Below are 26,430 nucleotides of genomic sequence, written 5' to 3' on the forward strand. Positions count from 1 at the left end.
ACGATTGGGCTTGCTTGCCACCGAATTTTTCCACTGACAAGTTAACTGACATTCAGCGTTTCTACCAATGCCTGTTTGAGTTTTTCTAGGCGCTCATCCGATAGCGGTTTGTCTTCATGGTCAGTGATAAAGAACATATCTTCGGCGCGCTCACCCAATGTGGTAATGCGGGCAAAATGCACTTCAATATCATGCGCCAAAAAAACCTGCCCCACACGCGCGAGCAAGGCTGGCTGGTCAAGGGTTTCTAAAATCATCATATGCTGATTGGATTGCGGGTTAAAACTAAAAGACACTTTGGTGGGCACATGAAAATGCTTGAGCTGTCTAGGCATGCGTCGCTGCGCCACCTCAGGTAACGTTGGACTAGTAAAGGCTTGTTTTAGATGCTCAACGAGCTCAGTTTGGCGCTCGGTATCGGTGAGTAGCGTGCCATGTCGGTCAAGCAGTACGTAAGAATCTAGGGCAAAATCTCGCGAGGCGGTGATGACGCGCGCATCGAGTACGTCCAAATCCATTTGGTCAAACACCGTCATGGTCACCGCAAATAAATTGGATTGGTCATGGGTGTAGATAAACACTTGCACGGCATCGAGTGCCAACTCGCGATGTTCACGCAAAATAATCAGCGGCTCAGGTTGCTGGCTCTCTGTGCGTTTTTTTTGTGCCTCATCATGCGCCATGATGGCTTTGGAATGCCAAACAATATCGCTTGGGACTTCACGCAAAAAATACTCTTCCCCTAGCCCATCCCACAGGCTTTCAATGTCAGCCAAGCCATTATCACCTGCTAGCAAGTCACGGGCACTTTGCTTATTACTGGCAATCATGTCTTGGCGGTTCATCGGCGCATCGATATCGGCTCGCAGGATACGGCGGGTTTGGGTATATAGTTGACGCATCAAGGTTGCGCGCCAACTGTTCCAAAGCTGTGGGTTGGTGGCATTCATATCGGCAACGGTGAGCACATACAAATAATTCAAATAAGTCACATTCCCGACTTTATCAGCAAATTCTGCCACAACTTCGGGGTCAGAGATGTCTTTTTTCTGCGCGGTCATCGACATTAATAAATGCTGAGACACCAACCAGCCGACAAGCTCAGCATCGGCTTGGCTTAAACCATGTGACAAGCAAAACTTGATGGCATCTTGCTCGCCAAGTTCACTGTGGTCACCACCCCGACCTTTGGCAATATCATGGAAAATCGCCGCTAATACCAGCATCTCTTTACGGTCAATACGGCGGTAGATACCACTGACAAGCGGATAAGTATCAACATAAGTGTCATCGGTAAAGCGGTGCAACATACGTATTAACATCAAAATATGGGCATCCACCGTATAACGGTGGAACAAGTCATATTGCATCAACCCAGTAATTTGCCCAAAAGCAGGCAGATAGCTACCTAGCACGCCATAACGCTTCATGACTCGCAGTCGCCAAAATAGCAGATTTTGCTCTTTGATATTGTCCATAAACATGGCTTTATTGACGGGATCATTGCGAAAATGCTCATCAATGCCGCGCGCGGCGATTTTCAAAATCCGTAGCGTGCGGGTACGAATATGGCGAATATTTTGCTGACCCATCAACAAAAACATTTCTAAAATCGCGGTCGGATGCTGGGCAAACACCCGCGTATGCGTCACCGCGATGCGATCACCCACCAGTTTGAAGCGCTCATTAATCACCTTTCGCACCGGGCGCTGTTCATCGGGTAGACGCGCCTCAATCAACGTTTCATAGTAGTGCTGGGTGAGCATTTCAGACAATGTTGAGTTTGACATGGCATAACGGTAATAATCGCGCATAAAATGCTCAACTGCGGCATTGGGATGCGAATTGTCACGGTAACCGATGCGCTCAGCAATCAGGCGCTGATAGTCAAATAAAACACGGTTTTCATTGCGTTTGGCAATTTTGTGTAGATGATGGCGAATCAACCACAAAAAATCTTCCGCTTCTTGCAGCTCATCAAATTCTTTTTCAGTAATAAATTCTTGCTGCACCAGTCCATACAAGTTTGTCACGCGAAAATAGCGCTTACTAATCCAGCCGACAGTATGAATATCTCGCAAGCCCCCAGGCGCGTTTTTCAGGTCAGGCTCTAGGTTATACTCCGTCGAATTATGTTTAACATAGCGCTCTTTAGCTTCTGCCATTTTGGCCTCATAAAACTTGGTTTGTGACCAGTTTTTATTGAGTAACTGCATCGGCAACCCAGCTTGGGCAACATTGCCTGCCAAAATTCGTGCTTCTAACAGACTTGTTGCGACCGTGATATCATCGTGACAAGCCTTATCACATTCTTCAACGGAGCGCACCACCAAAGCAGGATCAATCCCAATATCCCAGAGCTTAGCGACGAACGGGGAAATTTTTTGGTTCAAGGCCTCATCAATCGGGTTTGGACTTAACAGCAATAAATCCACATCCGAAAACGGGTGCAACTCCCCACGCCCATACCCTCCTGTGGCAAACAGCGTCAAATCAGTTTGATCGAGCTCATACAACTCAAATAAGGCTGCCATCATGCTATCAATCGCACAGCAGCGCCCCATGACGACTTGGCGAATCGGTATGCCAGATGCCAGCGCCTTATCCAAGTCCGCTTCCACTGCGGCTAACCAAGCGGGTATGCCAAGATTGGCTTCGCCTTGCAGGCTAAGCGCAGGCAGTGGGGTAAAATACGGTAGTATCGGTGGGCAAGTAAACATAGCAAATCCTAATCGACGCCATTGTTATCAGAGTTAGCAGAGCAATTTTAAGTATTACAAATTTGATGCAAAAAAGCTAGCCGCCGCTTGTAGCGAAAACTTAGGCTTAAAAACTTGGGCTTAAAAGCTCAGCGATAGGAAAATTATTGATTGTCAAAAGACGGTGACGCTGGCTCGTCATCAAGCAAGGTGTTGTTATGGGTAAGATAGGGGCATTTATCTTTGCGAAAGGCATGGGTCAGCTGTTGTGCCACAAAATTGACAGTTTCTACAGGCTGTTCGCTAGCCGTTTCCCGCAATAGTTTGGACGGTGCATGGGTTAACGTTTGGGTGAGTTTACGGGTCAGTTCGGTCAACACGGCTTCGGCTGCATGACCATCGGCAAGCTGCTGTAAAGATTGGCTTAAAATCATATCCGCATGGTGTTTGGCTTGCTCACGGTACTGCTGAATATCCTGACCCACTTGGCGCACCAAGTATTTGCGCTCAATCGCCACCACGATTTGGCTCACCAATAATTCTGCTTCTACGGCAGCTTGGCGACGCTGTTCAAGGTTGCCTGCAATCACATGTTGTAAGTCATCGATTGAGTATAAATACACGTCATCTAGCTCACTGACGGTAGGGTCAATATCGCGAGGCACTGCTAAATCAATCATTAACATGGGCTGATGACGGCGCTGTTTTAACGCCTGTTTCACCATGGGTTTATCAATCAAAGTATATAAGCTACCGCTACAGCTGGTTACAATATCCGCTTGCGGCAACACGTTGGCTAATTGATCAAGCGGGGTAATCTCAATCTGTGGCACAATCGTTTCAAGCTCAGAGGCAAGCAGCGCGGCACGCTCAGGACTACGATTACAGATGATGACTTTGCCGACACCTAAACCTGCGATATTGGTCGCAACCAACCGATTCATCTCACCTGCCGCGACCACCAGCAAAGTGTTGTTGCTAGGTTTTTGAAAAATTTGGGTCACCAATTTGGCGGCAGCAAAGCCTAACGACACCGCTTGTGAGCCTACCCGCGTTTCGTTACGCACTTGTTTGGCGGCGGCAAATACTTGCTGAATCACCCAGCTAAGCTTACTCGAGATAGCTTCTTTGGCACGCGATTGGCGCACCGCCTGTTTAATTTGTCCCAAAATCTGCGGCTCGCCCAAAATCATCGAGTCTAGCCCAGACGCTACCCGCACCCAATGTAGCAGTGCATGGTTATTTTGATATTGATACAGATGTGGCGCGATTTTTTGCATGGGCGTGTTTTTAAAAGCCGCTAGCCATTCAATCACTTGTGACATCGTGCTAGTGAGGGTCTGTCCTTCGGGGGCTAGGGCATAGATTTCAGTGCGGTTGCAGGTCGATAAAATCACCGCGCCTTGGGTGATCGCTTTGAGCGAATCTAAGGCAATCGGCAAATCTTCAGCAGCAAATGCCAATTGCTCACGCATGGCAACTGGCGCTGTTTTATGATTTAACCCAATAACCAGAAGCTGCATATAACGTAATGACCTTAAAAATGACCGCTTTTATCAAAGCTGATTTTTGTGAACCCAAGTTTGCTAGCTAAGTGTGCTAGCTAAGCGACATCCAGCCCATATCAGCCTATCGACATTTGTCATGCTTGATAACACAGGGGGAAAAGTGGCAATATAAACAAACCTAAAGCAACTTAATAATAACCACTTAATAAAAGTAAAGTAGAAAAGTGGATTATTATACCATTGCTGATAACAAATGAAAAACATCCTGCTTTTTTGATTCAGGGAGATTCTTTAGCCACACTTTAAGCATTACAATTTAAAGCATTAACATATCTAGCCTTTTGAACAGTGATTCGAGCTATCATGGTATTTTTTTAGTTAACTCTGCCCCATTCGCTCGTTTGGTTGCTATTTACCCATACGATTTAACCATAATTCTACATAGTTGAGCCCGTCGTAGCCGTATAATTCGATTTTATTTATGAACATTTTGTTACATCTTACTTGTCACTGATTGCAATACTGACTGTGATTTTTAGGTACGTTACTGTCCAAGCGGGCTAAATGCGAAAGTTGTCTCTAGCGGTTATTTCATCGGCTTGTTGCGCTGTGCGTGGTTGTCCCCTCAATCCACGCTTTTTTGCGTCGAAATATGTCAAGCCTTATTGTTTATCGATTTATTTACCGATGCATTTGTCAATACCGCAGCAATTTTTTGTCAATCTAAAGCCCAATCTGAAATCTAACTTAAAGCCGCTTGATGTATTTAAACCCTTTACCGCTTTAGGCAAAAATGTAGTCGCGACTACGCTCACGTTGGCAAGTTTATTGTTTAGCCCAGCGGTTTTTAGTGCCGGGGCAAATTTTGCATCCGCTAGTCAGTCTGTTAATCAGTCTCTTAGCCAGCCAAGCCTGTATGCGATTTTAATGGCAGAGTTTGCCGCAGATCGCGGTCGTATCGACCAGGCGTTAGCGACCTATAAGCAGCAGTCTTTTTTGGCGGATGCTGCCCCCGTCTTTGAACGCGCACTGGGTTTATCTTTACAAAATGAACCACCACAGTTGTCGCTCGCTTTTGCCAATGCGTGGCAACAGCAAAACCCTGACCATGTGCCGGCGATTTTTTATGTGACCCATTTGGCACTCAAAGCGCACGAGTATGAATTAGCCGGCGAAAAGCTCAATCAAATTTTGCAGTACGATCCTGACGCTGATTTAAGTCAGATTTTGCTTGGGATTTATCCCACCGAAACCCGTGACCAAGCTGAACTGCTTGCTACGCTCAATCGATTAGATATCAAAAATAACCCTTCACTACTGGTGATGAAAGCAGGCCTGCTGCTACAGTTTCAACAACCCAAAGCCGCGTTAGTGGCGATTAATCGGGCGCTTAAAACCAACCCAAAAAGCCCGGCTTTTTTGACGTTAAAAGCAGATATCCTGCAAGCGTTATCGCCCGGTAATCAAGTGATTGCGTTTATTGCGCAGGCGCGTAAAACCGTGCCTGACAATAAAGCGCTATTTGTCTATCAAATTCGCTATATGCTAAAGCAAGGCAAAAGCGCGCAGGTCTGGCAACAGCTCAATGCCACGGCTAATCGGCAGTTTTTAGCAGATGAAGAAATCAAACTACTGGCGGCTTTGGTGGGTATTGATTTGAAAAAATACGCCGCAGCAGATCGCTTGCTCAAAGCATTGATTGCCAGCCCCAACTTTAAGGACCAAGCCAATTATTATTTGGCTGTCAGTGCCGAACGCCAGAACCTACTCAATGATGCGATTGGCTACTATGGCAAAGTGATGCAACCTGATTTGGTGCTCAAAGCCAGACAGCAACAGATTGATTTATTAATCTCGCAAAGTCGTTTTGAGGAAGCAATTGCCAGTAGCGTCAAATTACGGGAACAATTTGACAGTTTTGCGCCGCAAAGCTACATCATGCAAGCCAACATTTTGCAAAAAAATAACCAAACCGCGCAAGCGTTAGCCTTGCTTAATAGCGCACAAACCAGTTTACCCAATAATACCGATATTTTATTTGCCAAGGTATTGTTACTGCCCGATGATGATTACACCAGTAAACTGCAACTTTTAAAAGAGTTGATTCGACTTGCACCGGCAAACGTGGATTATCAACTCGAATATGCGCAAACCTTGGTCAATTTAAAACAAAATAATGAAGAAGTGACCGCCCTACTGACGGCATTAATCAATGACAAAGAAGTCGGTTTAAAGGCGCGGCAAATACTGTCGCAACAAGCGCTGCATCAGGCTAATAACGCCACCGTCATTAGTCTGTTATCAGATAATTTTGATATCGTACCCGATGTGATTAGCGGTCTGCTGCTACAACAAGCCTACTTAAATTTGGGCAACCAAAAAGAAGCGGCTCGCATCAACCAAATCTTAGTTAATGAACTCGGTTATCAACCCGAAAATCTACAATAGCATTGCCTAACATCGTCTCTGAGCATGACGACTAGCGAGCAATGACGGTTTGTAAAGCAGATAAGTGGTAGGTAAATGGCAGGAAAACGAGAGATAAATAACAACCGCTTTTTCACCAATTTGAGCAGTTAAGCAAAACAGGCTTAACAATGGCTATTTATAGTTTACCCATCAGTTTTTTAAACCATCATACTTGAGCAAAACCAGTTAACATTTGATGAAAACTTGATTAACAAATTTGATTAACATTTGAGGATATTATGCATTTATTACCAGCGGTCACCAGCCAAATCACCGGCAAAGTCACGGGATTAAGTATTGCCTGTTTGGGCATCAGTAGCATGCTGCTAACAGGCTGTCAGTCAGTACAGGCAACAACTAAGCCCATCACAGCCAAACCTGTCGCCACAGGGATGACAACCCCTGTGGTCAATACCCAAACAGCCACGGTGCCATCAACTACCACTACTGAGCAAGTGGCTGCAAGTACGCTACCAAGCGCGCAATTTACCATCAATGGTAAAATTGGCATGACCACGCCGCAGCAGGCAGGCAGCGCGTTTTACATTTGGACACAGCAAGGTCAAAACTTTGCCATTGAGATTGCAGGTGCGATGAATGCGGGTCAAACCAAAATCAGCTACAATGGTCAATCTGCGACGTTAACCAACGAAAAAGGCACCATCAATGCCGCTACCCCTGAAGAATTGCTATTACGTGCAACCGGTTGGCAAGCGCCCATCTCCCAGCTGCCTTACTGGATTCAAGGGCAGCCAGCACCCAGTGATGCCAATGATAAAAAAGACAGCACTAATCGTCTAGTCAGTGCCCAAAATGGCGATTGGACAGCCACCTTTAGCTATAGCAACAGTAACGATAAACTGCCTTCTCGCTTAACTGCCAGTCATCCGGGTGGCTATAAAGTGGTGATGACCATCAATCGGTTAAGCTAGCCATGCAACCGAAAAAAAGCGTGGGGTGTTCCTCAACGCTTTTTTATACCATCAACTATTAGCGCTTTGAATTTTTTGCGGACGCAGCTTTGGCATAAAACCGACACCACGCCCATGCCACCGCCGCGCAAATCCCCCATGCCAAGCTCATAGATACTAGGGTATGACTGAAAAAATGGTCACCTATCAACATTTTATACCCACCCATTAGCCAAGCTATCACCGTCACCATCGCTGTGATTTGCCAGCGCTTGTGCCAAAGACTTGGGATAAACGCCCAAGCATACAGCGCAAACCCAGCACTAGCATGCGCCGCAGGGAAGCATTTTGAGCGGGTTCCGGCTTGGATGTCTTCTAGTATCGTTAGATAGGGATACTCACCGCCAAAAATTTGCAAGTGATTGGGACACACCACATGAGTCACCCCTTTAAGCGATGCGATAATCAAAGGTACCAACACCATCACGATGAATAGATAGCCTATTTCAGTCAGTGATAGCCGCTTAAAAGGTTTAAACCATGCCTGTTGCTTGGCAAGCCAGTGACTTGATGGATGGCGTTGTAATAAATAGCGTTGTAGCCATGCGATTGCCATATAGACTTCAAACGCAATTAATAATCTTTTGGGAATAGTATAAAAAATTAAGTTAGGGAGTAGTGATTCTTTGGCAAGCAGCCAGCCATCTGTGGGGGAATAAAAATACTGGCTGATGGCTACATCAATGGCGCTGTGCTCAAGCGTTAGCGTAAAGATAATCGCCAGCACCAGTCCGAGCACGGTCTGCCTACTGGCAAAATTTTTTAATTTAGCGATCTGTATACTCATCTATTTTGAACCATATATCTTGCCGTCACTGTCGCTGGAGTTAGACGCAATTTTTATGTCGCTAACATTACTTAAATGGCTCTAATTACCCAAATAGCTTTACTGGATAACTTTACTTGATAAATAATGGTTTGCCTTGTACGGTTTGCGCACGCACATCAAACAGTTTTAACAAAGTTGGGGTAATAGCATCATGGGTGAGCTCAGTATTAGATGGCACTGCTTGAATGCCTGAGTGCTTACCTGCCCAAAACATCGATGCGACGTGTTTTTGCGCTTTAGGCGCGATTTTATAAGGCATACCATGTAAATAGATGCCGTTTTCGCCCAAACTTTCACCGTGGTCACTGACATACAGCATCGCCACTTGGTGGGTACTGTCATATTTGTCTAACCAGTTCACCGTTTTTGCCAAAAAGTCATCGGTGGCAAGTAGCGCATTGTCAAAGGCATTAATCACGCTTTGTGGGTCGCATTTGGCAAGTTCATTGCTTTGGCAGACTGGGGTGAATTTTTCAAATTGCTTATCATATCGTTTAAAATACGCAGGTCCGTGATTACCCATTTGGTGCAGCACAATTAGGGTGTCCTGGTTAAGCGTATTCTGGTTAGCTAGTTGTTTGACGTAGTCATCTAAGCCTACTAGCATACCCACATCGCGGCACTCGCCATAGGGGTTGGTATTACACATCGTATTGTTGCGCGCGGTTTTATAATCGACAAAATTCTCCGCGGGCAAACGATTAGTGACGCCTTTTGAGCTTGAGTTGTTATCACGCCACAAGATATTGACCTTTAGGCGATTTAAAGTATCAAGTACGTTTTCTTGGTAGTTGGCGGTATCCACATCGTAGTCTTTCATACCGACATAACTAAACATACAAGGCACCGAATAAGCGGTTGAGGTACCGCAGGCGATGACTTGGTTAAAATTAGTTACCCCAGCCGTCGCTGCCATCTGCGGGAAGGTAGTTCGGTTATACCCATTTAGCTGCACATGGTCGGCGCGCGCGGTTTCCCCAACCACCAATACCACCAGTTTTGGCTTACGGGTGGTGGGATTGCTCACCTGCACCGCATCGGTGGCATGCATGATTTGGGTTTTGGGTGCCTGTGCTTGTTTCAGCTGTATACTGGCAAGTTTACCCAGTGCATATACAGGGGTGGCAGGATTGGTATAGCTTCGTAGCTGTTTATGTTCACGGAAAAAACTGGCGTAATTTTTACTCATCGCCAAAATCGGTAACACCACCAAGCCAAGGCTGACCAAATACGTCAAGCCGCGCTGCAATATGCTGCGCTTGATGGGGGGAAATGTGACCTTTTGCCACGCCACCCACACACTAGGCAATACCCCAAGCAATAAAATGCGTAAGATAAAATTGACGTTAAACAAATCAGCGCTTTCTGCTTTATCGGTTTGTAGCGCGTTTTGTAGCATATTGACATCATAGACAGTGCCATAAGTATCAGTAAAATATGCCGTGACTGCCGCGGTCAATAGCAAAAAAATCAATACCGCTTTAAGGGTGTAACGATAGCTGAGCAGCACAATAACCAGTAGCATGACACCGAATAGCACCAATGGCAATGAGCCTATAAACCCAATATGCTGGGCAAACGGATAGACTTCAGTGGCTTTATCAAAGAAAGTAACATTGGCGGTCAAGGTCAAAAATAGCGCGACAATACCCATCATCACATAAGCATTGATACCTTGAGTACTAATACCTTGAGCACTAATACCTTGAGCATTGCCACCTTGCTGACGCCATGCTACCCATCGAGCGTTATTCACTGACATACGATTACTTACCTTATCCAAATGCACCAAAAAATAGCCATTATATAACAACCAAACTTAGGATGAGGCTATCATACAGATTTAGCTTAACTGAACCTTAAGACACCTATCTATCAAGCAATTATGCTAAAAAAACCACCGCCATCGCTACAAACATGAGGTAGTGACAGCGACACAGAGAGTTGATAACGCTAAGCGGTGGCAGGCTGTAAACTGGCAAACGGAATAAAGGCGAGTAATGGCTCATAATCCTGTTTGAGCTCACGTTTTCGATAATAATCTTCCACCATATGTGCTTGCTGCTCTATGCCATAACGACCAAATGGCTTATTGGCTTGCAGCTCGTAGCTATAGCGCCGATTGAGCAGGGCGCGGCGAAACACCTTAATGCCTTGTTGGATTTGCCAAACATGGGTCAATTCATGCACAAGCCACGCGCGCAGATAGACATTTTGCTGACTAAAATCATCACAAAAATCTGCTGGATGAAAATACACATGACCATTGGGACTGACCGCATAGCCTTTGAGCACCCACCATGCAGTTTTTAGGCGTATACTATCAAGCTGTAACGTATCACCAAATACGCTACCCGCGATGACTTTTTCGCCCGCCGTTAGTGGACGGCATCGAGCAGGTTGTTTTGAAAAACACATCATCATTTCACAGAGTCTATCCAAGATTTGGTTAAGCTAAAAAAGCCATCACGGCTTGCCAACGCCTTGCCAGCTTTTATTTTTAGCAAAAAATACTGGATAACAAATACAAGTTTGTTGGTATCCTAGTTACTATTTTATACTAAATCAACATGCGCTAATTAAAACGTAAGCTAATTAACAAGGAGGGCTTTATGCCATTAGAATCCGTCACTATCAATAACTTTGAAAACAACAGCATTGACGATCCCGAACTCAAATTGCGGGTGGAAAAATTGTACGACAGCTCACCTGAGTTTGCGACAGGTCGTGATGCTGTGGCGTTTTTTGAAAAGGCCTTTGCCAAGGGTGATATCCTGTATTTGGGGATGTTCAATGAAAAACCGATTGCCGCGATGGGCTGCTTTAATGAAGGCATCGAGTCTAGCCGATTGTTACAGTATATTGTGCTGCATCCCGCCAATCGCGGGCGCGGTCTTGCCCCAAAATTCGTCAAACAAGTCACCGACATTGAGCGCAAAAAAGGCAATACCAAGTTTGTACCCGGCTGCGGCGCCATTCATCGTATTTTAGCCATGTACGAATTGATATGAATGGGTATTTTGCCAGTTACTAGCAACTTTTTGCAAAAAGTTTAAAATAGTGCTTGACACCTTTGGCGATTTTTAGTTTAATAGCCGCTCAAATACTGATGCTGACAAACATGGCGCGGTAGCTCAGTCGGTAGAGCAACGGATTGAAAATCCGTGTGTCGGCAGTTCGATCCTGCCCCACGCCACCATCATTTGTCTTAGGTATACATCGATTAACCCCAAGCTTATTAGTTTGGGGTTTTTTGTTGTCGGTTATTTTTATATCATTGACCCCTATCAATTACCGCCAAACTTAACTGTCTAGCGGTTTTATCAGCTTAAATCTTGGCACAGCTTCGCCATTGACTTCCACCGTTTCGGCAAACATCGCAAGCGGCCGCACCCAAACCCCATACGCTTGGTAGAGCGCACGGTAGACGACCAATTCCTCTTCAGTCTCGCTATGTTTGGCGATGTGCAGCACTTGATACAGATTGCCTTTGTAGTGCTGATAAATACCCAATTTAATCTCAATCACGAGTTTTCACATCCAATAATTCAATTTCAAAGGTTAAGTCTGAATTTGGCGGGACTTTACCGACTTGGCGCTCACCATACGCCAAGTGACTTGGCACGATGAGTTTACGCTTACCACCGACTTGCATGGCTATGAGATTGGCAGGGTCTTCAACTTGGGCTTGATAGCCGATTTTTTGGGCATATTCGCCACCCAAAACGCCTATGTCCCAACCTTTAATCACCCGCCCTGTGCCAATCACGGCTTCAAAGGGTTGCCCGCGGTGATGCGATGAGTCAAACACCGTGCCCTCTGGTAGATAGCCCGTGTAATGCGCGGTAATCAGTGCCCCACGCTCGGCAGTTTTACCTGTGCCGATAATTAGGTCTTGGAATTGCAGTTTACTTGTCATAGTTATTGTCCGTTATTTTCGTTATTTCTCTTATGGGATAGTTGGATAAACTCTTGTACTTGCTGACACAGTATGTCCCATAGGTTAAGCTGGGCATTGACGCTGCCCCACGCATTATGCGGAGTGAAAATCACTCTTGGGTGGTCTTTAAGTGTGAGTAATGGGTCGTTGTCTTTAATCGGCTCATCTTCAAACACATCTGCCCCATAGCCCAATAATTTACCTTGTGTAACGGCTTCAGCCACCGCCTGACTATCGACCACGCCACCGCGCGCGACATTGATAATCAACGGTTTTTTTGTCATCTTGGCAATGCTATCGGCATTCACTAAATGCTGCGTTTGCTCCGTCAATGGACAATGTAGGGTAATGACATCGGACTGAGCAAGCACATCATCAAACGCCCTATAATCACTATTTCTTGGCGGTTTGTTTTGGTGTTCGGCTATCAATACTGTCATACCAAAGACTTTGGCAATTTCCCCAACCCGTTTGCCAATCGTACCATAGCCAATAATGCCCAGCGTTTTGCCTTCAAGGTCAATGAGTGGCGTGTCGAGCAGACAAAAGCGACCATCTTTTTGCCAGTCACCCTTGACCACTTCATGATGATAGTGGCGAGCCGCTCGCATGGCTGAGAGTATCAGCATAAAGGTATGTTCGGGGACGCTTTTGACCGCATAGCCTGCGACGTTTTTAACAGTAATGCCGTGTTTGTCACAAGCGTCTTTATCGACGTTGTTCATGCCTGTGGCGGTCAGTTGGATGAGTTTAAGTTTTGGGAGCTGCGCGATAATTTCGGCGGTAAGTTCAACTTTATTGGTGATGATAATATCGGCGTCTTGGCAACGCTCAATGATGATTTTGGGGTCATTGGGCGTTTGCGCGTAGACTTGATAGTCGCTAAGTCCATGTGGGGGTGTTAATGCCAAATCAGCGGAAAAGGTGGCTCGGTCGAGGAAGATGGCTTTCATTTTTAAATCCCTTTTTATTCAAATAGTTCGCTATGTGTTCCTACACGAGTAAAATAAACTGTCTCAAATTTTGTGATGGTTTGAATTTTGTAGATTAATAAAAAATCACCACCCACATGTAACTCTCGAAATCCTGCCCAATTTCCTTTTAGTTCATGGTCTTTCCACTCTGCTCCTAACGGCTCATTATTGGCAATTAATAACAGCATGACTTCTTTGAGCCTAATCATGTCATAACGCCCTGTTTTCACTAGCCTTTGCCAATCATTCAAAAAATCTTTGGTAAAATCTGAGGCTCTTGGTAAATTCGTGCGTTTTGAATTAATCGGCTTTTTCGAGGGCATCAAACAATTCCTTGTTACTGCTAAATCGGGCTTGCTTGTCTGCAATCATGGCGTCAACATCTTGCATCGCTCGTTGCGTGGTGGCGTTAGGAATTGCGACGTCAAACGGAATAGACTTTGTTGCGGTAACTTGACGTAAAAATAGACGAATCGCTTGCGCAGGCTTAATACCCAGTTCTTCAAACACTTCAAAGGCTTGGCGCTTTTCATTGGCATCAAGTCGAAATTGATACATAGTTGATTGTGTCATAGCTACTGACCTCTATAAAAAGCAAAAATGTAGTGATATTGTCACTACATTTTAAAATAAAACCATTGGTTAAGCAATAGACTTTAGGAAATCGTCACTTTGGCATACGCTTTTTTGCCTGCTTGAATCACCACCGTTTGTCCTGCAGTGAGGGCAAATCCTGCATCCACGACCTGACCATCCACTTTCACCGATTGGTTTTTCAAAAAGTCTTTGGCTTGCGCTGAGTTTTTTACCAAATTGGCTTGGTTTAACACTTGGGTGATAAAAAGTTGTGCTTGCCCATCAAGGCTAATCGTCACTTCTGGCAAATCCACTGGCAACTCACCATCTACCAAGCGATTGCCCGCTGATTTGTGAGCGTTTTCGGCGGCTTCTTTGTCATGGAAACGCTCAATCAGCTCTAGTGCTAAAATACGTTTGACTTCTTGCGGATTGCGCCCGTTTTCGATGTCCTTTAGCAAGGCTTCGACTTCATCCATGGGTTTAAAGCTAAGTAGCTCAAAATAACGCGCAATCAAAGTGTCTGGCATAGACAAGATTTTTTGGTACATTGAGCCTGCGCTGTCGTAAATACCGATGTAATTGCCAAGCGATTTACTCATTTTTTGTACGCCATCTAAGCCTTCCAAAATCGGCACGGTGATACACACTTGTGGCACTTGACCGTAGCGAGATTGCAGGGTACGACCCATGAGTAGATTAAAGGTTTGGTCAGTACCACCTAGCTCAACATCGGCTTGCATGGCGACTGAGTCATAACCTTGCACCAGTGGGTACAAAAATTCATGAATCGAAATCGGCGTTTGACTGTGATAGCGTTTTGAGAAGTCATCGCGCTCGAGCATACGAGACACGGTTTGCTGGCTTGCCAAACCAATCATGTCGCCTGCCGACATTTTGCTAAACCAGTCGGAGTTAAACATCACTTGGGTTTTGGCGGGGTCAAGGATTTTAAATACTTGCTCTTTATAAGTTTGGGCATTCTCCAGAATTTTTTCTTCAGACAACGGCGGACGAGTGGTATTTTTACCCGTTGGGTCGCCAATGCGAGCGGTGTAATCCCCAATCAAAAACAACACTTGGTGTCCCAAATCCTGAAAATGCTTGAGTTTATTGATTAAAACCGTATGACCCAAGTGTAAATCGGGTGCAGTCGGGTCAAACCCTGCTTTGACTCGCAGTGGGCGGTTTTCTTTAAGTTTTTTAATTAAATCGTCTTGCGAAATAATTTCGTGCGTACCACGTTGGATGAGTTTGAGTTGTTCTTCTGCTGCTAAAAATCTATGAGTAGAATCGGTCATGCTTACCTCGAAAAAAGCGCGGGTTAAAACGGCTGAAAAAAAAGTGAAGTTTAGCCATTATAGCAAATTTGCAGATAAAATAAGGCAGGCTTTTAGTATGCTATAATCAAGGCACTCTCTACTTTGACAGCACTAACGAGAATAATTATGAGCCAAACGTTGCCGACTGGACTACCTGCCAACCTGTCTTTTGATGAAGGATTTTTTAGCCATTTTACCGACATCATGGATGATATGATGACCACCAAAGAAAACCCGCTTGCCGACTCGCCGTATGTGATTGGCATGATGGGTGGCACCAGCCTTGATGGACTCGATGCGGTGCTGTGCCAGTTTTATGAGATTGACGAAGATAATGATGAGCCTGTCGAGATTTTGGCGACGGTAAGCGAGCCGTTTCCCGCTGATTTACGCGCCGTGTTGTTAGCGCTCACCCAACCAAACGGAGTGGCACAACTCATCGCTGATGAGAATTTGGCGTTCCAGAGCGAACTTGATGTATTTGGTTGGGCGAGCGTGTTTTATGCTGAGTTTGCCGCAAATTTGGTCAATCAATTGCTCGAGAAAGCGCAGGTCACCCCTGATGAAGTAACCGCGATTGGCTGTCATGGGCAAACCGTACGTCATCGCCCACAGTGGTCATTTAGCTTGCAACTGCTTGACCCGAATGTACTCGCTGAGCGCACTGCTATTGCGGTGGTGAGTGATTTTCGGCGCCGTGATATGGCAGTGGGTGGGCAAGGCGCGCCACTCGTGCCTGCGTTTCACCAAGCCATGTTTGCCACACCGCCTTATCATGCCGATAAAGTTATGCCAAAAGTGATTTTAAATTTAGGCGGTATCGCCAATATCACCGTACTTGATGGCAGCGATGAGGTGATTGGATTTGATACAGGGGTGGCAAATTTGCTCATTGATGGTTGGTGCCAGCGTCATACCCAACAAGCTTATGATCACAATGGCGATTGGGGGAAATCGGGGCAAGTGCTTGAACCGTTATTAAATTTGCTTTTGACCCACCCATTTTTTGCCAAGCCGTTTCCAAAAAGCACTGGGCGAGAGGAGTTTAATTTGGCTTGGCTTGACGCTATGCTAGAACAATTGGGTCAGCAATTCCCTAATTTGGCGTATTCACCTGCCGATGTGCAAGCGACGTTGGTGGCGCTTACCGCTAAATCCGTCAGCGATGCCATTGTGTCCGTCACTGATGGTGCGCAAGGCGAGTTGTTTGTCTGTGGTGGTGGGGCGTTAAATGCCTATTTAATGAGCCGTTTACAAGATAATTTAGCCACTTGGAACATACAAACTACCGACAAAATTGGGCTATCGCCGTTGTGGGTCGAAGCCGTGGCGTTTGCATGGCTGGCTCAGCAGACGATTTTGAACGTACCGAGTAACTTGCCGAGTGTCACCGGGGCAAGTAAAAAAGTGGTGCTTGGGCAGGTGTGTTTCTAGAACAATTGGTTTTAATTTGAAAGTTAAATCAATTGTTTTAAAGCGATAATTATGTTATAGTTTTAGCTATAAATGGATTGGGGGTGCCCAGTCGGCGTTATAGTCTCGGTGGATTCATCGGGACTTTTCGCTTTTTAGGAGTATGGGTTTTTAGTTTACTATCTCTCTACTTATGGAAAATGCTTTAACCCCACTTGGTCAAATTCTCTGCCAACTTGGTTTCGCCCACCTTTACAATAAAATTTTGCTTTCAAAATTTCAAATGCACGATTAGCTTGATCTGGTTGATACACATAACGACCAATCGGGCGAGCTACCAAATCCACCAATTGTAAACCCACAGAGTTAGTCATTTTTGAAACGACTTTGACCTTGAAAGGCAAAGGGATTTTAAAACGATTTTCACCATTGCAAATTCGCAAAAATTCCAACTCTAATTCGTTATCTTCTTTTGCACCACGACTCTCTACTGCCACAAACGTGATTTTATCCTGTTGAGATTTTTCAATCATCAATTCATAAAGTGTTTCGATACAATGCTTTAGGGAATAGTGATAAGCGTGTAATTCTTTGATTTGCTCAGCTTTAATTTTATGCTTTTCAATTACATGAGCGATTAAAATAAAGTTACTTTCACTCATGATTTGATTCAACTTTTCTAAAAATTGACGCTTTTCTTCAGCTGATTTAAAAATATTGAAATCGCCTTTTTCTTTTCGAATTTCATGCTCATGTAAAACCACGAAATCATGTCCAAAAGTATCAAACTTTAAACGTTGGACTTTGGGTACAACTTTATTTAAGTAATGCGATTTATAAAACACACAGAAAGCGAGAGCGAAAATTGGATAACTCTTATCAATAGACGTTAAGCTATGGTCGCCACTTTCGTCCACATACACCATAAAATCGCTAAATTGTGGCATTTATAACCCTTAAAAACATTGTTTAATTTATCAGATATTATATACAATCAACCTAAAGACGTTAAAGTTATTGTGTTTACACTCGTACACTATTTTTGCTAAACTTTCATAAAATGTTATTCAAAAAATATTATTCAAAAATTCGAGCATAAAATGACCACAAAAATTAGCCCAAAAAAGCCCCGCTACGACGAACGCCCCGACCATGAGCGTATTGTCATCACAGGCATGGGAGCCATTACCCCGCTAGGACTGGATGTAGAGAGCACTTGGCAACGGCTCATTAATGGCGAAAGCGGTATCAAAGCGATTAGCCATTTTGACGCCACTGACTACCGCGCGCAAATCGCCGGCACAGTGGATGGGTTTGATATCGGCTTGTACATGAATGCCAAAGACGCACGTCGGTATGACACCTTTGTACAATATGGTGTTGCCGCAGCAGCACAAGCATTGAAGCAAGCAGGCTTTATCAGTGAGTTGCAAGCCGCGCCTGTACAGCAGGTTGACCCCGACCGTATCGGAGTGATTATCGGCTCAGGGATTGGCGGTATCACCACCATTGAAGATACAGCGGTAAAACTTCATAGCGAAGGTCCGCGTAAAATCTCGCCGTTTTTTGTGCCCTCAGCCATTGTGAATATGGCAGCTGGACAAGTGGCGATTCGTCATGGGATTAAAGGGTTAAATCTTGCTACTTCTACCGCTTGTACCACAGCGACCCATGCGATTGGCTTGGCGGCACGATTGATTGCGTATGGCGATGCCGATGTGATTGTAGCGGGTGGCTGTGAAAAAGCCTCAAGCCAGCTGGGTATCGGTGGCTTCTCAGCAATGCAAGCATTATCAACGCGCAACGATGCACCCACCAAAGCCAGTCGTCCATTTGACAAAGACCGTGATGGTTTTGTGCTGGGTGATGGTGCAGGCGTGCTAGTAATGGAAAGCCTTGCCCACGCCAAAGCGCGCGGTGCGACGATTCTGGCAGAGTTTGTCGGCTTTGGCATGAGTGATGATGCCAGTCATATCACCGCGCCACCGGAAAATGGTGAAGGTGCCGCTATGGCAATGCGCCACGCCTTGAGTGATGCTGGCATTGCCCCCAGTGACGTTGGCTACATCAATACCCATGGCACCAGTACCCCAGCGGGTGATGTGGCAGAGAGCCGTGCGATTGCGGGTATCTTTGGTGAGAACATGGTAGTAAGTTCCACCAAATCGATGACCGGTCATCTATTGGGTGCTGCAGGCGGTATCGAAGCGATTTTCACCGTTAAGGCGCTGCAACAACAAATATTGCCACCGACCATCAATTTGGATCATCAAGACCCTGAGTGCAAGCTTGACTATGTACCGCATACTGCCCGTAAAGTCGACCACTTAACCCATGCGATTTCTAACAGTTTTGGGTTTGGTGGTACCAATGGCTCGCTGCTGTTTGCCAAATGGCAGTCACGATAAATAGCAATCACTGCGATGATAACATTAATCTTTTAACGGTGTGAATTTTGAAAACGGCTATTGAAATTGTAGCCGTTTTTTCGTTAAATGAAGCTATCCTATTTCATCCTTAACGCTGGACACCATTCATGTCAGGATTTGCCTTCTCCCACCAATTTTCAAAGCGCTGGCTTGCCACCCCTACCCCTGTCAAACACGCCATTATTCAAGAACTTGATGATATCGTTACCTTGCTTTATCCCGATACCGACCTTGATGAGTATCAATTTAGCGTGCCCAATCTGCATGATAAAGTCGAGGAATTGCTGGCTATCGAGCGTGACCACCAAGAAAAATTACAAGCGCAACTACGTGAGCGCGAGCTTGAAGAACAACGCCTAGAACAAGAAAGATTGGAAAAACACAGGCTAGAACAAGAACGCTTAGAAAACAAACGCCTAGAAACCGAGCGCTTGGAAAAAGAGCGCCTTGAGCAACAACGACTTGAACAACAGCCTCTTGAACAAATACAGTTAACACAAGAAAACGAGCAAGAACGTCAAGCGCAAGAAGAACGTCTACAACGCGAACGTCAAGCACAAGATGACGCAGCCATTGCGCTACTCGAGCAAGAACGCGCCATTGCCAAACAAGCGCATCTGGCAAAACAAAGCAATCCTCCCCAACCAGCGACGCAACTATCAACTGGCTCAATCGAGGGTGCAAATCACCAGCTAGATGAACAAGCGCAGTCCACGGATACCGCAACCAGCGATGTCACGATTGAACGCCATCGCAGTGAGATGGTCTATGCCATTGATCACACTGAGACCGCTGATAACACTGATAACTTTGCTGAGCCGTTAGCTGATGACCCAACAGCGGCCTTGATGACCCATGAAACGCGCGTTACTGACCCACTTGTTGATATTGCCAACCCATCTATCGCCACCACGCCCGCTATTGAACAAATCAAACAAGATATCGTCAAACAGCTGCAAGGCTATATCGACAACTATTTGCTCGAATCAATGACGCTGATGAATGAGGATTTGAATCAATGGCTCAAAACCGAAGTGGAAAAACAGCTGACTGTTCGTTTATCACAAAGCCATTAAGCCTGCAATTGACTAAAGATATCGTTAGATAACCCATAGTGATGACGGGCTTTGATACATTGCTCGTCACCGACTTGTACCGATTGGCAGGTGCTTGAGCGTTTATCATAGATTTGGCAGGCCACCGAGTTACCAACTTCGCCCGCTAATGCAATACATCTGACCGGCTTTGTTTCGGTACCTTTCATACAGGTATAAAAATCATTGACTTTGACCGTCATCTGCTCGGGGATACCCAGTGTCTCGCCTTCTGCCCAATAAAAAGACACCCGATAGTTAGCGCAACATGCGCCACAGTGCATGCAGATATCGCTATCCGCCGCTGCGCTTGATTTAAAAAAAATTTCTGCCATTGTTACAATGCCATGTCATTATCATTGTTAACTACCCGTTTCAGCCAAAACGGCTAAAAATTTAATATTAGCCATGCAACACTTTATAAATGGTATTGGCCATCACCTTGCCAATGCCATTTACTTGCCCAATTTCATCTTGTGACGCACCAAGCAGCTGCTGCAAGCCGCCAAAATGATTGAGTAACTCTCGGCGCCTTTTTTCCCCCAACCCAGGGATGGCTTCTAGCACTGAGCTTGAGCGGCGTTTATCGCGTTTTTTGCGGTGTGCGGTAATGGCAAAGCGGTGCGCTTCATCACGGATATGCATAATCAAATGCAGTGCTTTGCTATCAGCCGGCAAATCGAGTGGCTCACGGTCAATAAAATGCAGTACCTCAAGCCCAGCCTTGCGACCTTCGCCTTTTGCCACCCCGACGAGCAAGGTTTGGGTTAAAATCCCCAGCTCGCTCAGTACGTCTTTTGCCATATTAAGCTGCCCTTTACCGCCATCAATCAGCAATAAATCTGGCAGCGGCTGTTTACTATAGCGGCGGTTTAATACTTGCTTCATGGCGGCATAGTCGTCACCGCCCGTGATGCCGTGAATGGCATATTGGCGATAGTCGCGTTTACGTAGCCCGCCTTGGTCAGCGACCACACAGCTGGCAATGGTGGCTTCACCCATGGTGTGGGAGATATCAAAACATTCGATACGGTCGAGCGATTTGCCTTGCAGCGCCTCTTTTAATACCTCATTGAGCGCGTTAAAGCGAGATTTGACTTCCAAATAATCGCCCAATTTGGTTTGCAGGGCGTTGTTGGCATTCATTTGGGCAAGGGTGAGCCATTCGCTCCGCTGCTCACGAACTTTGGTTTTTATCGTCACCTTTTTGCCAAAGGTCTCAGTTAAGGCTTCTGTCATCGCGGTTTGGTCGGGCAACTCATGACTTATAATCAGCTCTTCGGGTAAATCATCACTGACTTGAAAATAAAACGAGCTGACAAACTCAGACAAGTTATCCGCTATATCGTTTTCACTATCCACATCAGGAAAATAATTGTTGCCACCCAAAACCTGCCCATTACGCACATTCATGACATGCACACAGGTAATACCCGCTTGACTGGCGATGGCGATGATATCGGCTTCACCTTTGACCGTATATACTGCTTGTTTGGCTTGTACTTCGCGTAGCATCGAGAGTTGGTCGCGATACAAGGCGGCTTGCTCAAAGTTCATATCTTCAGCCGCTTGCTCCATTTTACCCACCAATTTGACTTGCAAATCCGTGCCTTCACCTTTTAAAAATCGAATGGTGTTATTGACGTCATCGGCATAGTCTTCGGGCGATACCAGTCCGACACACGGCGCTTTACAGCGTTTGATTTGGTACTCTAGGCAAGGGCGCTGACGCTGGGCGAAAAATGCATTGGTACATTGGCGCACCATAAACATTTTTTGCATCATTAATAAGGTCTGTTTGGCGGCGTGCGCCGAAGGAAAAGGTCCAAAAAATCTGCCTTTTTGGTGTTGCCCTTTACCGCGCCCATAGGCAAGTCTTGGATAAGGTTTATCGGCTGAGATAAACACGTATAGATAGGATTTATCATCACGCAGTAGCACATTGTATGGCGGACGATGTAGCTTGATGAGGTTTTGCTCAAGCAGCAGCGCTTCGGTCTCAGAGCGGGTTATGATGGTTTCTATGTTGTCGATACGTTGCACTAGCGCCCGCGTTTTGGGGTGGTCGATGGTTTTGGCAAAGTAGCTATTGACGCGACTTTTGAGCGATTTGGCTTTGCCCACATAGATGATGTCGCCATTTTTGCCCAGCATTTTGTACACGCCTGGCAAGTTGGGCAGGCGCTTAATCAAGTGATCCAATCGTGCTTTGCGGTCGGCAGTCGCTGCAGCAATTTCAATGGTTGCAGGGTCGATACTGGGCGTTTTGTTTTTTGGCATTGCTTGTTTACTATTTCACGATTTTTATACTATATTTAGTTAATTCAATCACTTTTCAATGCAAGTAAGCGTAAACTTTAACAGCGACAGCCAGATATAAAACCCTCTTTTTTATTGACTACACGCCTAACAAGTCATTATGCGATATCCTTGCTTATGTCCTAGCTTATGTCCTAGTTGCAGGCAAGGTATAATGGTCACCATAAAAAGACTTGCACAATTAGCTGCTATCTGCTAAAAATCCATTCACTAAAAATCTTTGCCACTTTTGACCCGAATGGTTTGTCCTGCAGGGCGTTTTTTGATCCAGTTAATGAATTTTTGCATCTCGGTATGTTCTTTTAGCCGCTCAACCGTATGGTAGTAGCTGGATAATTCTTGGTTGCTAAACACTTCATGCACCTGCGCATGACAAGCAGTACACAGCATGGCGATGTCGTTTTTCATTTCATCACGGCTAAATTCGCGTTTGGTACGGGCTTTGTCGTGGCGGGATTTGGGAATCAGATGATGCTGGGTTAGTTCAACTTCATCACGTCCACACAATTCACACGGTGGCGATGGCGCTTTTTCAGCCAAAATCGCCTCCCAGAATGCTGCATCTTCGTTATTTTTTGCTTTACCTTTTGCCATTAGTTTGTCACGCTTTGCTATCAGTTGTATCCATCATACAATAGCATTGTTGCCTTGCCAATGGCGTGTTGTACCATATCTTTTTTCATGTTAAAAACGAGTCTGCCATGTTATCCAATTTACCCAATTTATCCAAGCTATCTAAGCTAAGCCAAACCTTTCAATCTCAAGCCAAAGACTACCTTAATCCGTTTCATAACCCGAAGCTGTTAAAGCAGTTTTTTAACTTTTATCCGCCATATTTTGGGGCAGGTATCCGTGTTGACAGCCTGGATTTCGCCAACCATCATATTCGCGTGCGTTTACCCTTAAACAAACTCAATCAAAACATCGTCGGCACCCAGTTTGGGGGCAGTTTGTATTCGATGACTGACCCATTTTTGATGATTTTGTTGATGCAAGCGTTGGGCAATGCGTACGTGGTATGGGATAAGGCGGCAAGCATTGATTTTGTTAAAGCGGGCAAAAGCGATGTGTTTGCCGATTTTCACCTTGATGACGCCGAAATCGATACCATAAAAGCCTTAGCAAAGGATGGTAAAGCGGTGTTTCGCAACTATGAGGTACAAGTGGTTGACGACCAAAATGAGGTGGTCGCCACTGTCACCAAGACCCTGTACATTCGGTTACGAGCCTATAGTAAATCAAAAAACCAAACGGTGAGAATTTAGCTGAAGGACGTTAGTCTTTGACTGCCAGAGTGATGGTATAGGTTTTGCCTTGTTTGATTTTATCTGAGTTACCAAACACTTCGGTAAATGAGCGTTTCATAAAGTCCCGCAAGCCGTTGATGGTTACCACATAGAACCGTGCGCCACTTTCCATCGCATTGTAGGCATCGAGCAAATACAGATAATGCTGCTCTTTACTGGCTTTGGCAGGTAAGTTACTCATCACTAGGCTAAATTTTTTGTCTTTTTCAACATCCCGAAAGCCATTGGATAGCTGAACTTGGGCATTATTTAAATGATTTTTTTGGCAGTTTATTTTGGCATATTCTACCGCCACAAAGTCTTTGTCGATGAGCAAATGCTGTCCGTTTGGGCATTCACGGGCGGCCGTCATACCCAGTACGCCATAGCCACAGCCTAGGTCGATTGAGTGGTCATCGTCTTTGAACTCGATATAGTCAAGCAGCATCAGGCTACCCTCATCGAGTTTTTCGGGCGAGAAAATACCCCAAGTGCTGGTAAAGTGAAACGGCTTGCCAAGCACGTCTTGGGTGAACTGGATGTCTTCGCGCCAGTGGGCAGATTTTTTGAGTAAGTCGGTGGGGATTTGGTGCATAGGGTTTCCTTTAAAGGTTATATTTTAGGCTTTTGAGCAATAAGTGTGGTAACGGTTTGATGACTAGCAACCCAGTTGGCTGTTTCTTGACAACGATAACCAATAATTTTGATAATTTTGTTATAAATGCTTAATAGTTTTTCATCAAAAATCGGCTCATGATGGGCATTACGAATCGTGACTTCACAAATATGTAATGGAAACAAAAATGCCCCCGAAATTTGAGCATTCCAAAGGTACAATTCAACGGCTTGCTCTCTTGTTTTGGTCTTATTTTCATAAGTTTGCATTCTTTCAAATGAAAGCGTCTGGAAAATTTGATTAAGCTGTGTTGAATTCATTCAATAAAATCCGTATAATACGTATTATGTGAGCTAGAGGATACGTGAGCGAAAGCTTCCACCTTTAGTATAGTAAAACACCTGTCATTTTGGCAGGTGTTTTGCTTTTTATGCTATATCACCTTACTGAAGCGATTTTGATGTTTATCCTTTAAATAAGTATCAAACACCATCGCCACATTACGTCCAAGCAGTCGCCCTTTTGGTAGCACCCGAATCCCTTTAGCATCCATATCAACGAGTTTATCCGCCTGCATCTCGCCCAGTTGGCGGATTTCATCAATAAAATAGGTCATCGGGTCAATACTAAAGCGCGCATTCACATCTTTAAAATCAATATAATCATGGCATAGCAGATTCATAATCACATAACGGCGCAGCAAGTCAGGTAAGCGTGCAGAAATCACCTTCACCGCAGGCAATTTTCCCACATTGATGAGATTTTGGTAATCGTTCAAATCCGTTGGATTTTGCAAAATATGCAGACCGATTTGGCTAATCGACGACACCCCAAACCCCAGTAAATCACAATTGCCATGCGTGGTATACCCTTGAAAATTGCGGTGCAATTTGCCCTCACGTTGCGCAATCGCAAGCTCATCATCAGGCTTGGCAAAGTGGTCAATGCCGATATATTGATAGCCTGCGTCAGTCAGCGCATGGATGGTATTACCGAGCATGGTCAATTTGTCGGCAGGGCTTGGCAAATCCGCTTCATTAATCTGACGCTGACCTTTAAATCGCTCTGGCAAATGCGCATAGTTAAAAACAGACAGACGGTCTGGCGATATATCGATGATGCGCTCAACCGTATTGCGCATGCTATCCACCGTTTGGTGCGGTAACCCATAAATCAAGTCAATATTGATAGAATGAAACCCAAGGCGGCGAGCTTCCGTCATCACGCCTTGAATCATTTCTTCTGACTGCACGCGATTGACGGCAATTTGCACTTTTTCTTGCAAATCCTGCACACCAAAACTCACCCGATTAAACCCAAGTCCACGCAATATCTCAAGCGTGGTCGGGCGCAATTCTCGCGGGTCAATTTCAATCGAATAATCAGCGGTAGGTTTATCGCTAAAAGTAAATTGGGTTTGCAAAAAGTTCCACAATTTGACCAGCTCATCATCGGTCAAAAAGGTCGGTGTGCCGCCGCCAAAATGCACTTGCTCGACAATAGGGTCGCCTTGCATCAAGCTGCGTTTATGCCGAATTTCGGCAAAAAGATACGCTAAATAGTCGCCTGAATCACTGTTTTTCTTGGTGATGATTTTATTGCAGCCGCAGTAATAGCACAGATGGCGACAAAACGGGATGTGAAAATATAAGGACACTGGCACCCGTGGGTCTTTTTCTGCTAAAACGCGGGCTTCCATACCGTCAGCAATCGGGGTAAATTCTAGCGCGGTTGGGTACGAGGTATAACGGGGACCTGAGCGGTTGTATTTATTGATGATAGCTTCATTAAACAAATGGGTTTGGGTCGTGTAGCTACGATTGGCATTGGCATACGGATTTTCGATGATTTCGACAGGACGATCAAAGGTGGGCAGTTCGCTGTCAGATAAAGGGCGAGTTTGGTCTGTCATAATAGTCTCGTATAGCGTGTAGCGTAAAATTCTCGGAATATTGGTTGTGATTATAACATAGTCATCCTAGATA

General features: G+C 45.2%; 25 protein-coding genes and 1 tRNA gene. 8 read left to right on the forward strand and 18 right to left on the reverse strand.

The features are described from left to right. Nucleotides 1-41: 41 nt before the first annotated feature. Together glnD and hemA are read right to left on the reverse strand one after the other, a co-directional pair. Nucleotides 42-2,720: a [protein-PII] uridylyltransferase gene (gene glnD, locus RTS09_RS03275; protein WP_312534267.1), complete on the reverse strand. Its 2,679-nt coding sequence runs from the start codon at nucleotides 2,718-2,720 to the stop codon at nucleotides 42-44. A gap of 143 nt (nucleotides 2,721-2,863) precedes the next feature. Further along, on the reverse strand, nucleotides 2,864-4,222 hold the full coding sequence (hemA, locus tag RTS09_RS03280; RefSeq protein WP_312534268.1) for a glutamyl-tRNA reductase: 1,359 nt from the start codon (nucleotides 4,220-4,222) through the stop codon (nucleotides 2,864-2,866). 549 nt (nucleotides 4,223-4,771) lie between these two features. Here hemA and RTS09_RS03285 point away from each other — a divergent pair. Continuing rightward, nucleotides 4,772-6,655 carry a tetratricopeptide repeat protein gene (locus RTS09_RS03285; protein ID WP_312534269.1) on the forward strand — a complete coding sequence of 628 codons (1,884 nt, stop codon included), beginning with the start codon at nucleotides 4,772-4,774 and terminating at the stop codon, nucleotides 6,653-6,655. Between the two features lie 260 nt (nucleotides 6,656-6,915). Then, on the forward strand, nucleotides 6,916-7,608 hold the full coding sequence (lolB, locus tag RTS09_RS03290) for a lipoprotein insertase outer membrane protein LolB (RefSeq protein WP_312534271.1): 693 nt from the start codon (nucleotides 6,916-6,918) through the stop codon (nucleotides 7,606-7,608). A gap of 58 nt (nucleotides 7,609-7,666) precedes the next feature. On the opposite strand, the gene RTS09_RS03295 is transcribed toward lolB, so the two are convergent. From RTS09_RS03295 to RTS09_RS03305, 3 genes are all read right to left on the reverse strand, one after another. Beyond that, the gene (locus RTS09_RS03295; RefSeq protein ID WP_312534272.1) at nucleotides 7,667-8,434 is read right to left on the reverse strand and encodes a PAP2 family lipid A phosphatase; all 768 of its coding nucleotides are present in this window, start codon (nucleotides 8,432-8,434) and stop codon (nucleotides 7,667-7,669) included. Between the two features lie 112 nt (nucleotides 8,435-8,546). Continuing rightward, complete coding sequence (locus RTS09_RS03300) at nucleotides 8,547-10,238, reverse strand: phosphoethanolamine transferase (RefSeq protein WP_312534274.1); 1,692 nt, start codon at nucleotides 10,236-10,238, stop codon at nucleotides 8,547-8,549. A gap of 191 nt (nucleotides 10,239-10,429) precedes the next feature. Continuing rightward, entirely contained in the window at nucleotides 10,430-10,900 is a 471-nt protein-coding gene (locus RTS09_RS03305; protein ID WP_312534276.1) for a type IV secretion protein Rhs, read from the reverse strand. A gap of 188 nt (nucleotides 10,901-11,088) precedes the next feature. On the opposite strand from RTS09_RS03305, the gene RTS09_RS03310 reads away from it, so the two are divergent. Beyond that, nucleotides 11,089-11,487: a hypothetical protein gene (locus RTS09_RS03310; protein ID WP_076775585.1), complete on the forward strand. Its 399-nt coding sequence runs from the start codon at nucleotides 11,089-11,091 to the stop codon at nucleotides 11,485-11,487. A 112-nt stretch (nucleotides 11,488-11,599) separates the two neighbouring features. Next, a tRNA-Phe gene (locus tag RTS09_RS03315) sits at nucleotides 11,600-11,675 on the forward strand. Between the two features lie 104 nt (nucleotides 11,676-11,779). On the opposite strand, the gene RTS09_RS03320 is transcribed toward RTS09_RS03315, so the two are convergent. The 6 genes from RTS09_RS03320 to tyrS form a co-directional block, all read right to left on the reverse strand. Continuing rightward, entirely contained in the window at nucleotides 11,780-12,001 is a 222-nt protein-coding gene (locus RTS09_RS03320) for a DUF1653 domain-containing protein (protein ID WP_138019422.1), read from the reverse strand. Then, entirely contained in the window at nucleotides 11,997-12,395 is a 399-nt protein-coding gene (locus RTS09_RS03325; RefSeq protein WP_138018216.1) for an FKBP-type peptidyl-prolyl cis-trans isomerase, read from the reverse strand. Before RTS09_RS03325 ends, RTS09_RS03320 begins: the two co-directional genes overlap by 5 nt. A gap of 2 nt (nucleotides 12,396-12,397) precedes the next feature. After that, complete coding sequence (locus RTS09_RS03330; RefSeq protein ID WP_312534277.1) at nucleotides 12,398-13,369, reverse strand: D-2-hydroxyacid dehydrogenase; 972 nt, start codon at nucleotides 13,367-13,369, stop codon at nucleotides 12,398-12,400. A 14-nt stretch (nucleotides 13,370-13,383) separates the two neighbouring features. Beyond that, nucleotides 13,384-13,713: a type II toxin-antitoxin system YafQ family toxin gene (locus RTS09_RS03335; RefSeq protein ID WP_312534279.1), complete on the reverse strand. Its 330-nt coding sequence runs from the start codon at nucleotides 13,711-13,713 to the stop codon at nucleotides 13,384-13,386. Beyond that, nucleotides 13,691-13,963, reverse strand: coding sequence for a type II toxin-antitoxin system RelB/DinJ family antitoxin (locus tag RTS09_RS03340; protein WP_312534280.1), 273 nt, complete (start codon nucleotides 13,961-13,963; stop codon nucleotides 13,691-13,693). Before RTS09_RS03340 ends, RTS09_RS03335 begins: the two co-directional genes overlap by 23 nt. A gap of 83 nt (nucleotides 13,964-14,046) precedes the next feature. Then, a complete protein-coding gene (tyrS, locus tag RTS09_RS03345; RefSeq protein WP_312534281.1) occupies nucleotides 14,047-15,267 on the reverse strand; it encodes a tyrosine--tRNA ligase in 1,221 nt (406 codons plus the stop codon). A 225-nt stretch (nucleotides 15,268-15,492) separates the two neighbouring features. On the opposite strand from tyrS, the gene RTS09_RS03350 reads away from it, so the two are divergent. Next, the gene (locus RTS09_RS03350) at nucleotides 15,493-16,722 is read left to right on the forward strand and encodes an anhydro-N-acetylmuramic acid kinase (protein ID WP_312534397.1); all 1,230 of its coding nucleotides are present in this window, start codon (nucleotides 15,493-15,495) and stop codon (nucleotides 16,720-16,722) included. Nucleotides 16,723-16,892: 170 nt separating this feature from the next. Here the strand turns inward: RTS09_RS03350 and RTS09_RS03355 are convergent, their stop codons facing one another. Beyond that, nucleotides 16,893-17,648, reverse strand: coding sequence for a DUF3800 domain-containing protein (locus RTS09_RS03355; RefSeq protein WP_050325299.1), 756 nt, complete (start codon nucleotides 17,646-17,648; stop codon nucleotides 16,893-16,895). Nucleotides 17,649-17,801: 153 nt separating this feature from the next. Here RTS09_RS03355 and fabF point away from each other — a divergent pair, with 153 nt between their 5' ends. Together fabF and RTS09_RS03365 are read left to right on the forward strand one after the other, a co-directional pair. After that, on the forward strand, nucleotides 17,802-19,109 hold the full coding sequence (fabF, locus tag RTS09_RS03360) for a beta-ketoacyl-ACP synthase II (RefSeq protein ID WP_312534282.1): 1,308 nt from the start codon (nucleotides 17,802-17,804) through the stop codon (nucleotides 19,107-19,109). 128 nt (nucleotides 19,110-19,237) lie between these two features. Next, nucleotides 19,238-20,206 (forward strand): hypothetical protein, encoded by a 969-nt coding sequence (locus tag RTS09_RS03365; RefSeq protein WP_312534283.1) that lies wholly within the window; start codon nucleotides 19,238-19,240, stop codon nucleotides 20,204-20,206. Here the strand turns inward: RTS09_RS03365 and RTS09_RS03370 are convergent. The 3 genes from RTS09_RS03370 to RTS09_RS03380 all read right to left on the reverse strand — a co-directional run bounded on the left by RTS09_RS03370 (nucleotide 20,203) and on the right by RTS09_RS03380 (nucleotide 23,137). After that, nucleotides 20,203-20,559, reverse strand: coding sequence for a YkgJ family cysteine cluster protein (locus tag RTS09_RS03370; RefSeq protein WP_050325302.1), 357 nt, complete (start codon nucleotides 20,557-20,559; stop codon nucleotides 20,203-20,205). The two genes, RTS09_RS03365 and RTS09_RS03370, sit on opposite strands and share 4 nt — an antisense overlap. 67 nt (nucleotides 20,560-20,626) lie before the next feature. Continuing rightward, nucleotides 20,627-22,504, reverse strand: coding sequence for an excinuclease ABC subunit UvrC (gene uvrC / locus RTS09_RS03375; protein ID WP_248146765.1), 1,878 nt, complete (start codon nucleotides 22,502-22,504; stop codon nucleotides 20,627-20,629). Between the two features lie 249 nt (nucleotides 22,505-22,753). Next, nucleotides 22,754-23,137 (reverse strand): HNH endonuclease, encoded by a 384-nt coding sequence (locus tag RTS09_RS03380; protein ID WP_143351089.1) that lies wholly within the window; start codon nucleotides 23,135-23,137, stop codon nucleotides 22,754-22,756. A gap of 107 nt (nucleotides 23,138-23,244) precedes the next feature. On the opposite strand from RTS09_RS03380, the gene RTS09_RS03385 reads away from it, so the two are divergent. Next, on the forward strand, nucleotides 23,245-23,808 hold the full coding sequence (locus RTS09_RS03385; RefSeq protein ID WP_083710794.1) for a DUF4442 domain-containing protein: 564 nt from the start codon (nucleotides 23,245-23,247) through the stop codon (nucleotides 23,806-23,808). Between the two features lie 10 nt (nucleotides 23,809-23,818). Here the strand turns inward: RTS09_RS03385 and RTS09_RS03390 are convergent, their stop codons facing one another. From RTS09_RS03390 to hemN, 3 genes are all read right to left on the reverse strand, one after another. After that, on the reverse strand, nucleotides 23,819-24,424 hold the full coding sequence (locus RTS09_RS03390) for a class I SAM-dependent methyltransferase (RefSeq protein ID WP_076775602.1): 606 nt from the start codon (nucleotides 24,422-24,424) through the stop codon (nucleotides 23,819-23,821). A 17-nt stretch (nucleotides 24,425-24,441) separates the two neighbouring features. Continuing rightward, nucleotides 24,442-24,765 (reverse strand): hypothetical protein, encoded by a 324-nt coding sequence (locus tag RTS09_RS03395; protein ID WP_036597283.1) that lies wholly within the window; start codon nucleotides 24,763-24,765, stop codon nucleotides 24,442-24,444. A 113-nt stretch (nucleotides 24,766-24,878) separates the two neighbouring features. Beyond that, nucleotides 24,879-26,357: an oxygen-independent coproporphyrinogen III oxidase gene (gene hemN, locus RTS09_RS03400; RefSeq protein WP_312534287.1), complete on the reverse strand. Its 1,479-nt coding sequence runs from the start codon at nucleotides 26,355-26,357 to the stop codon at nucleotides 24,879-24,881. Nucleotides 26,358-26,430 lie beyond the last annotated feature (73 nt).

Source organism: Moraxella sp. CTOTU47618, assembly GCF_032017425.1.
GTDB lineage: Bacteria > Pseudomonadota > Gammaproteobacteria > Pseudomonadales > Moraxellaceae > Faucicola > Faucicola tetraodonis.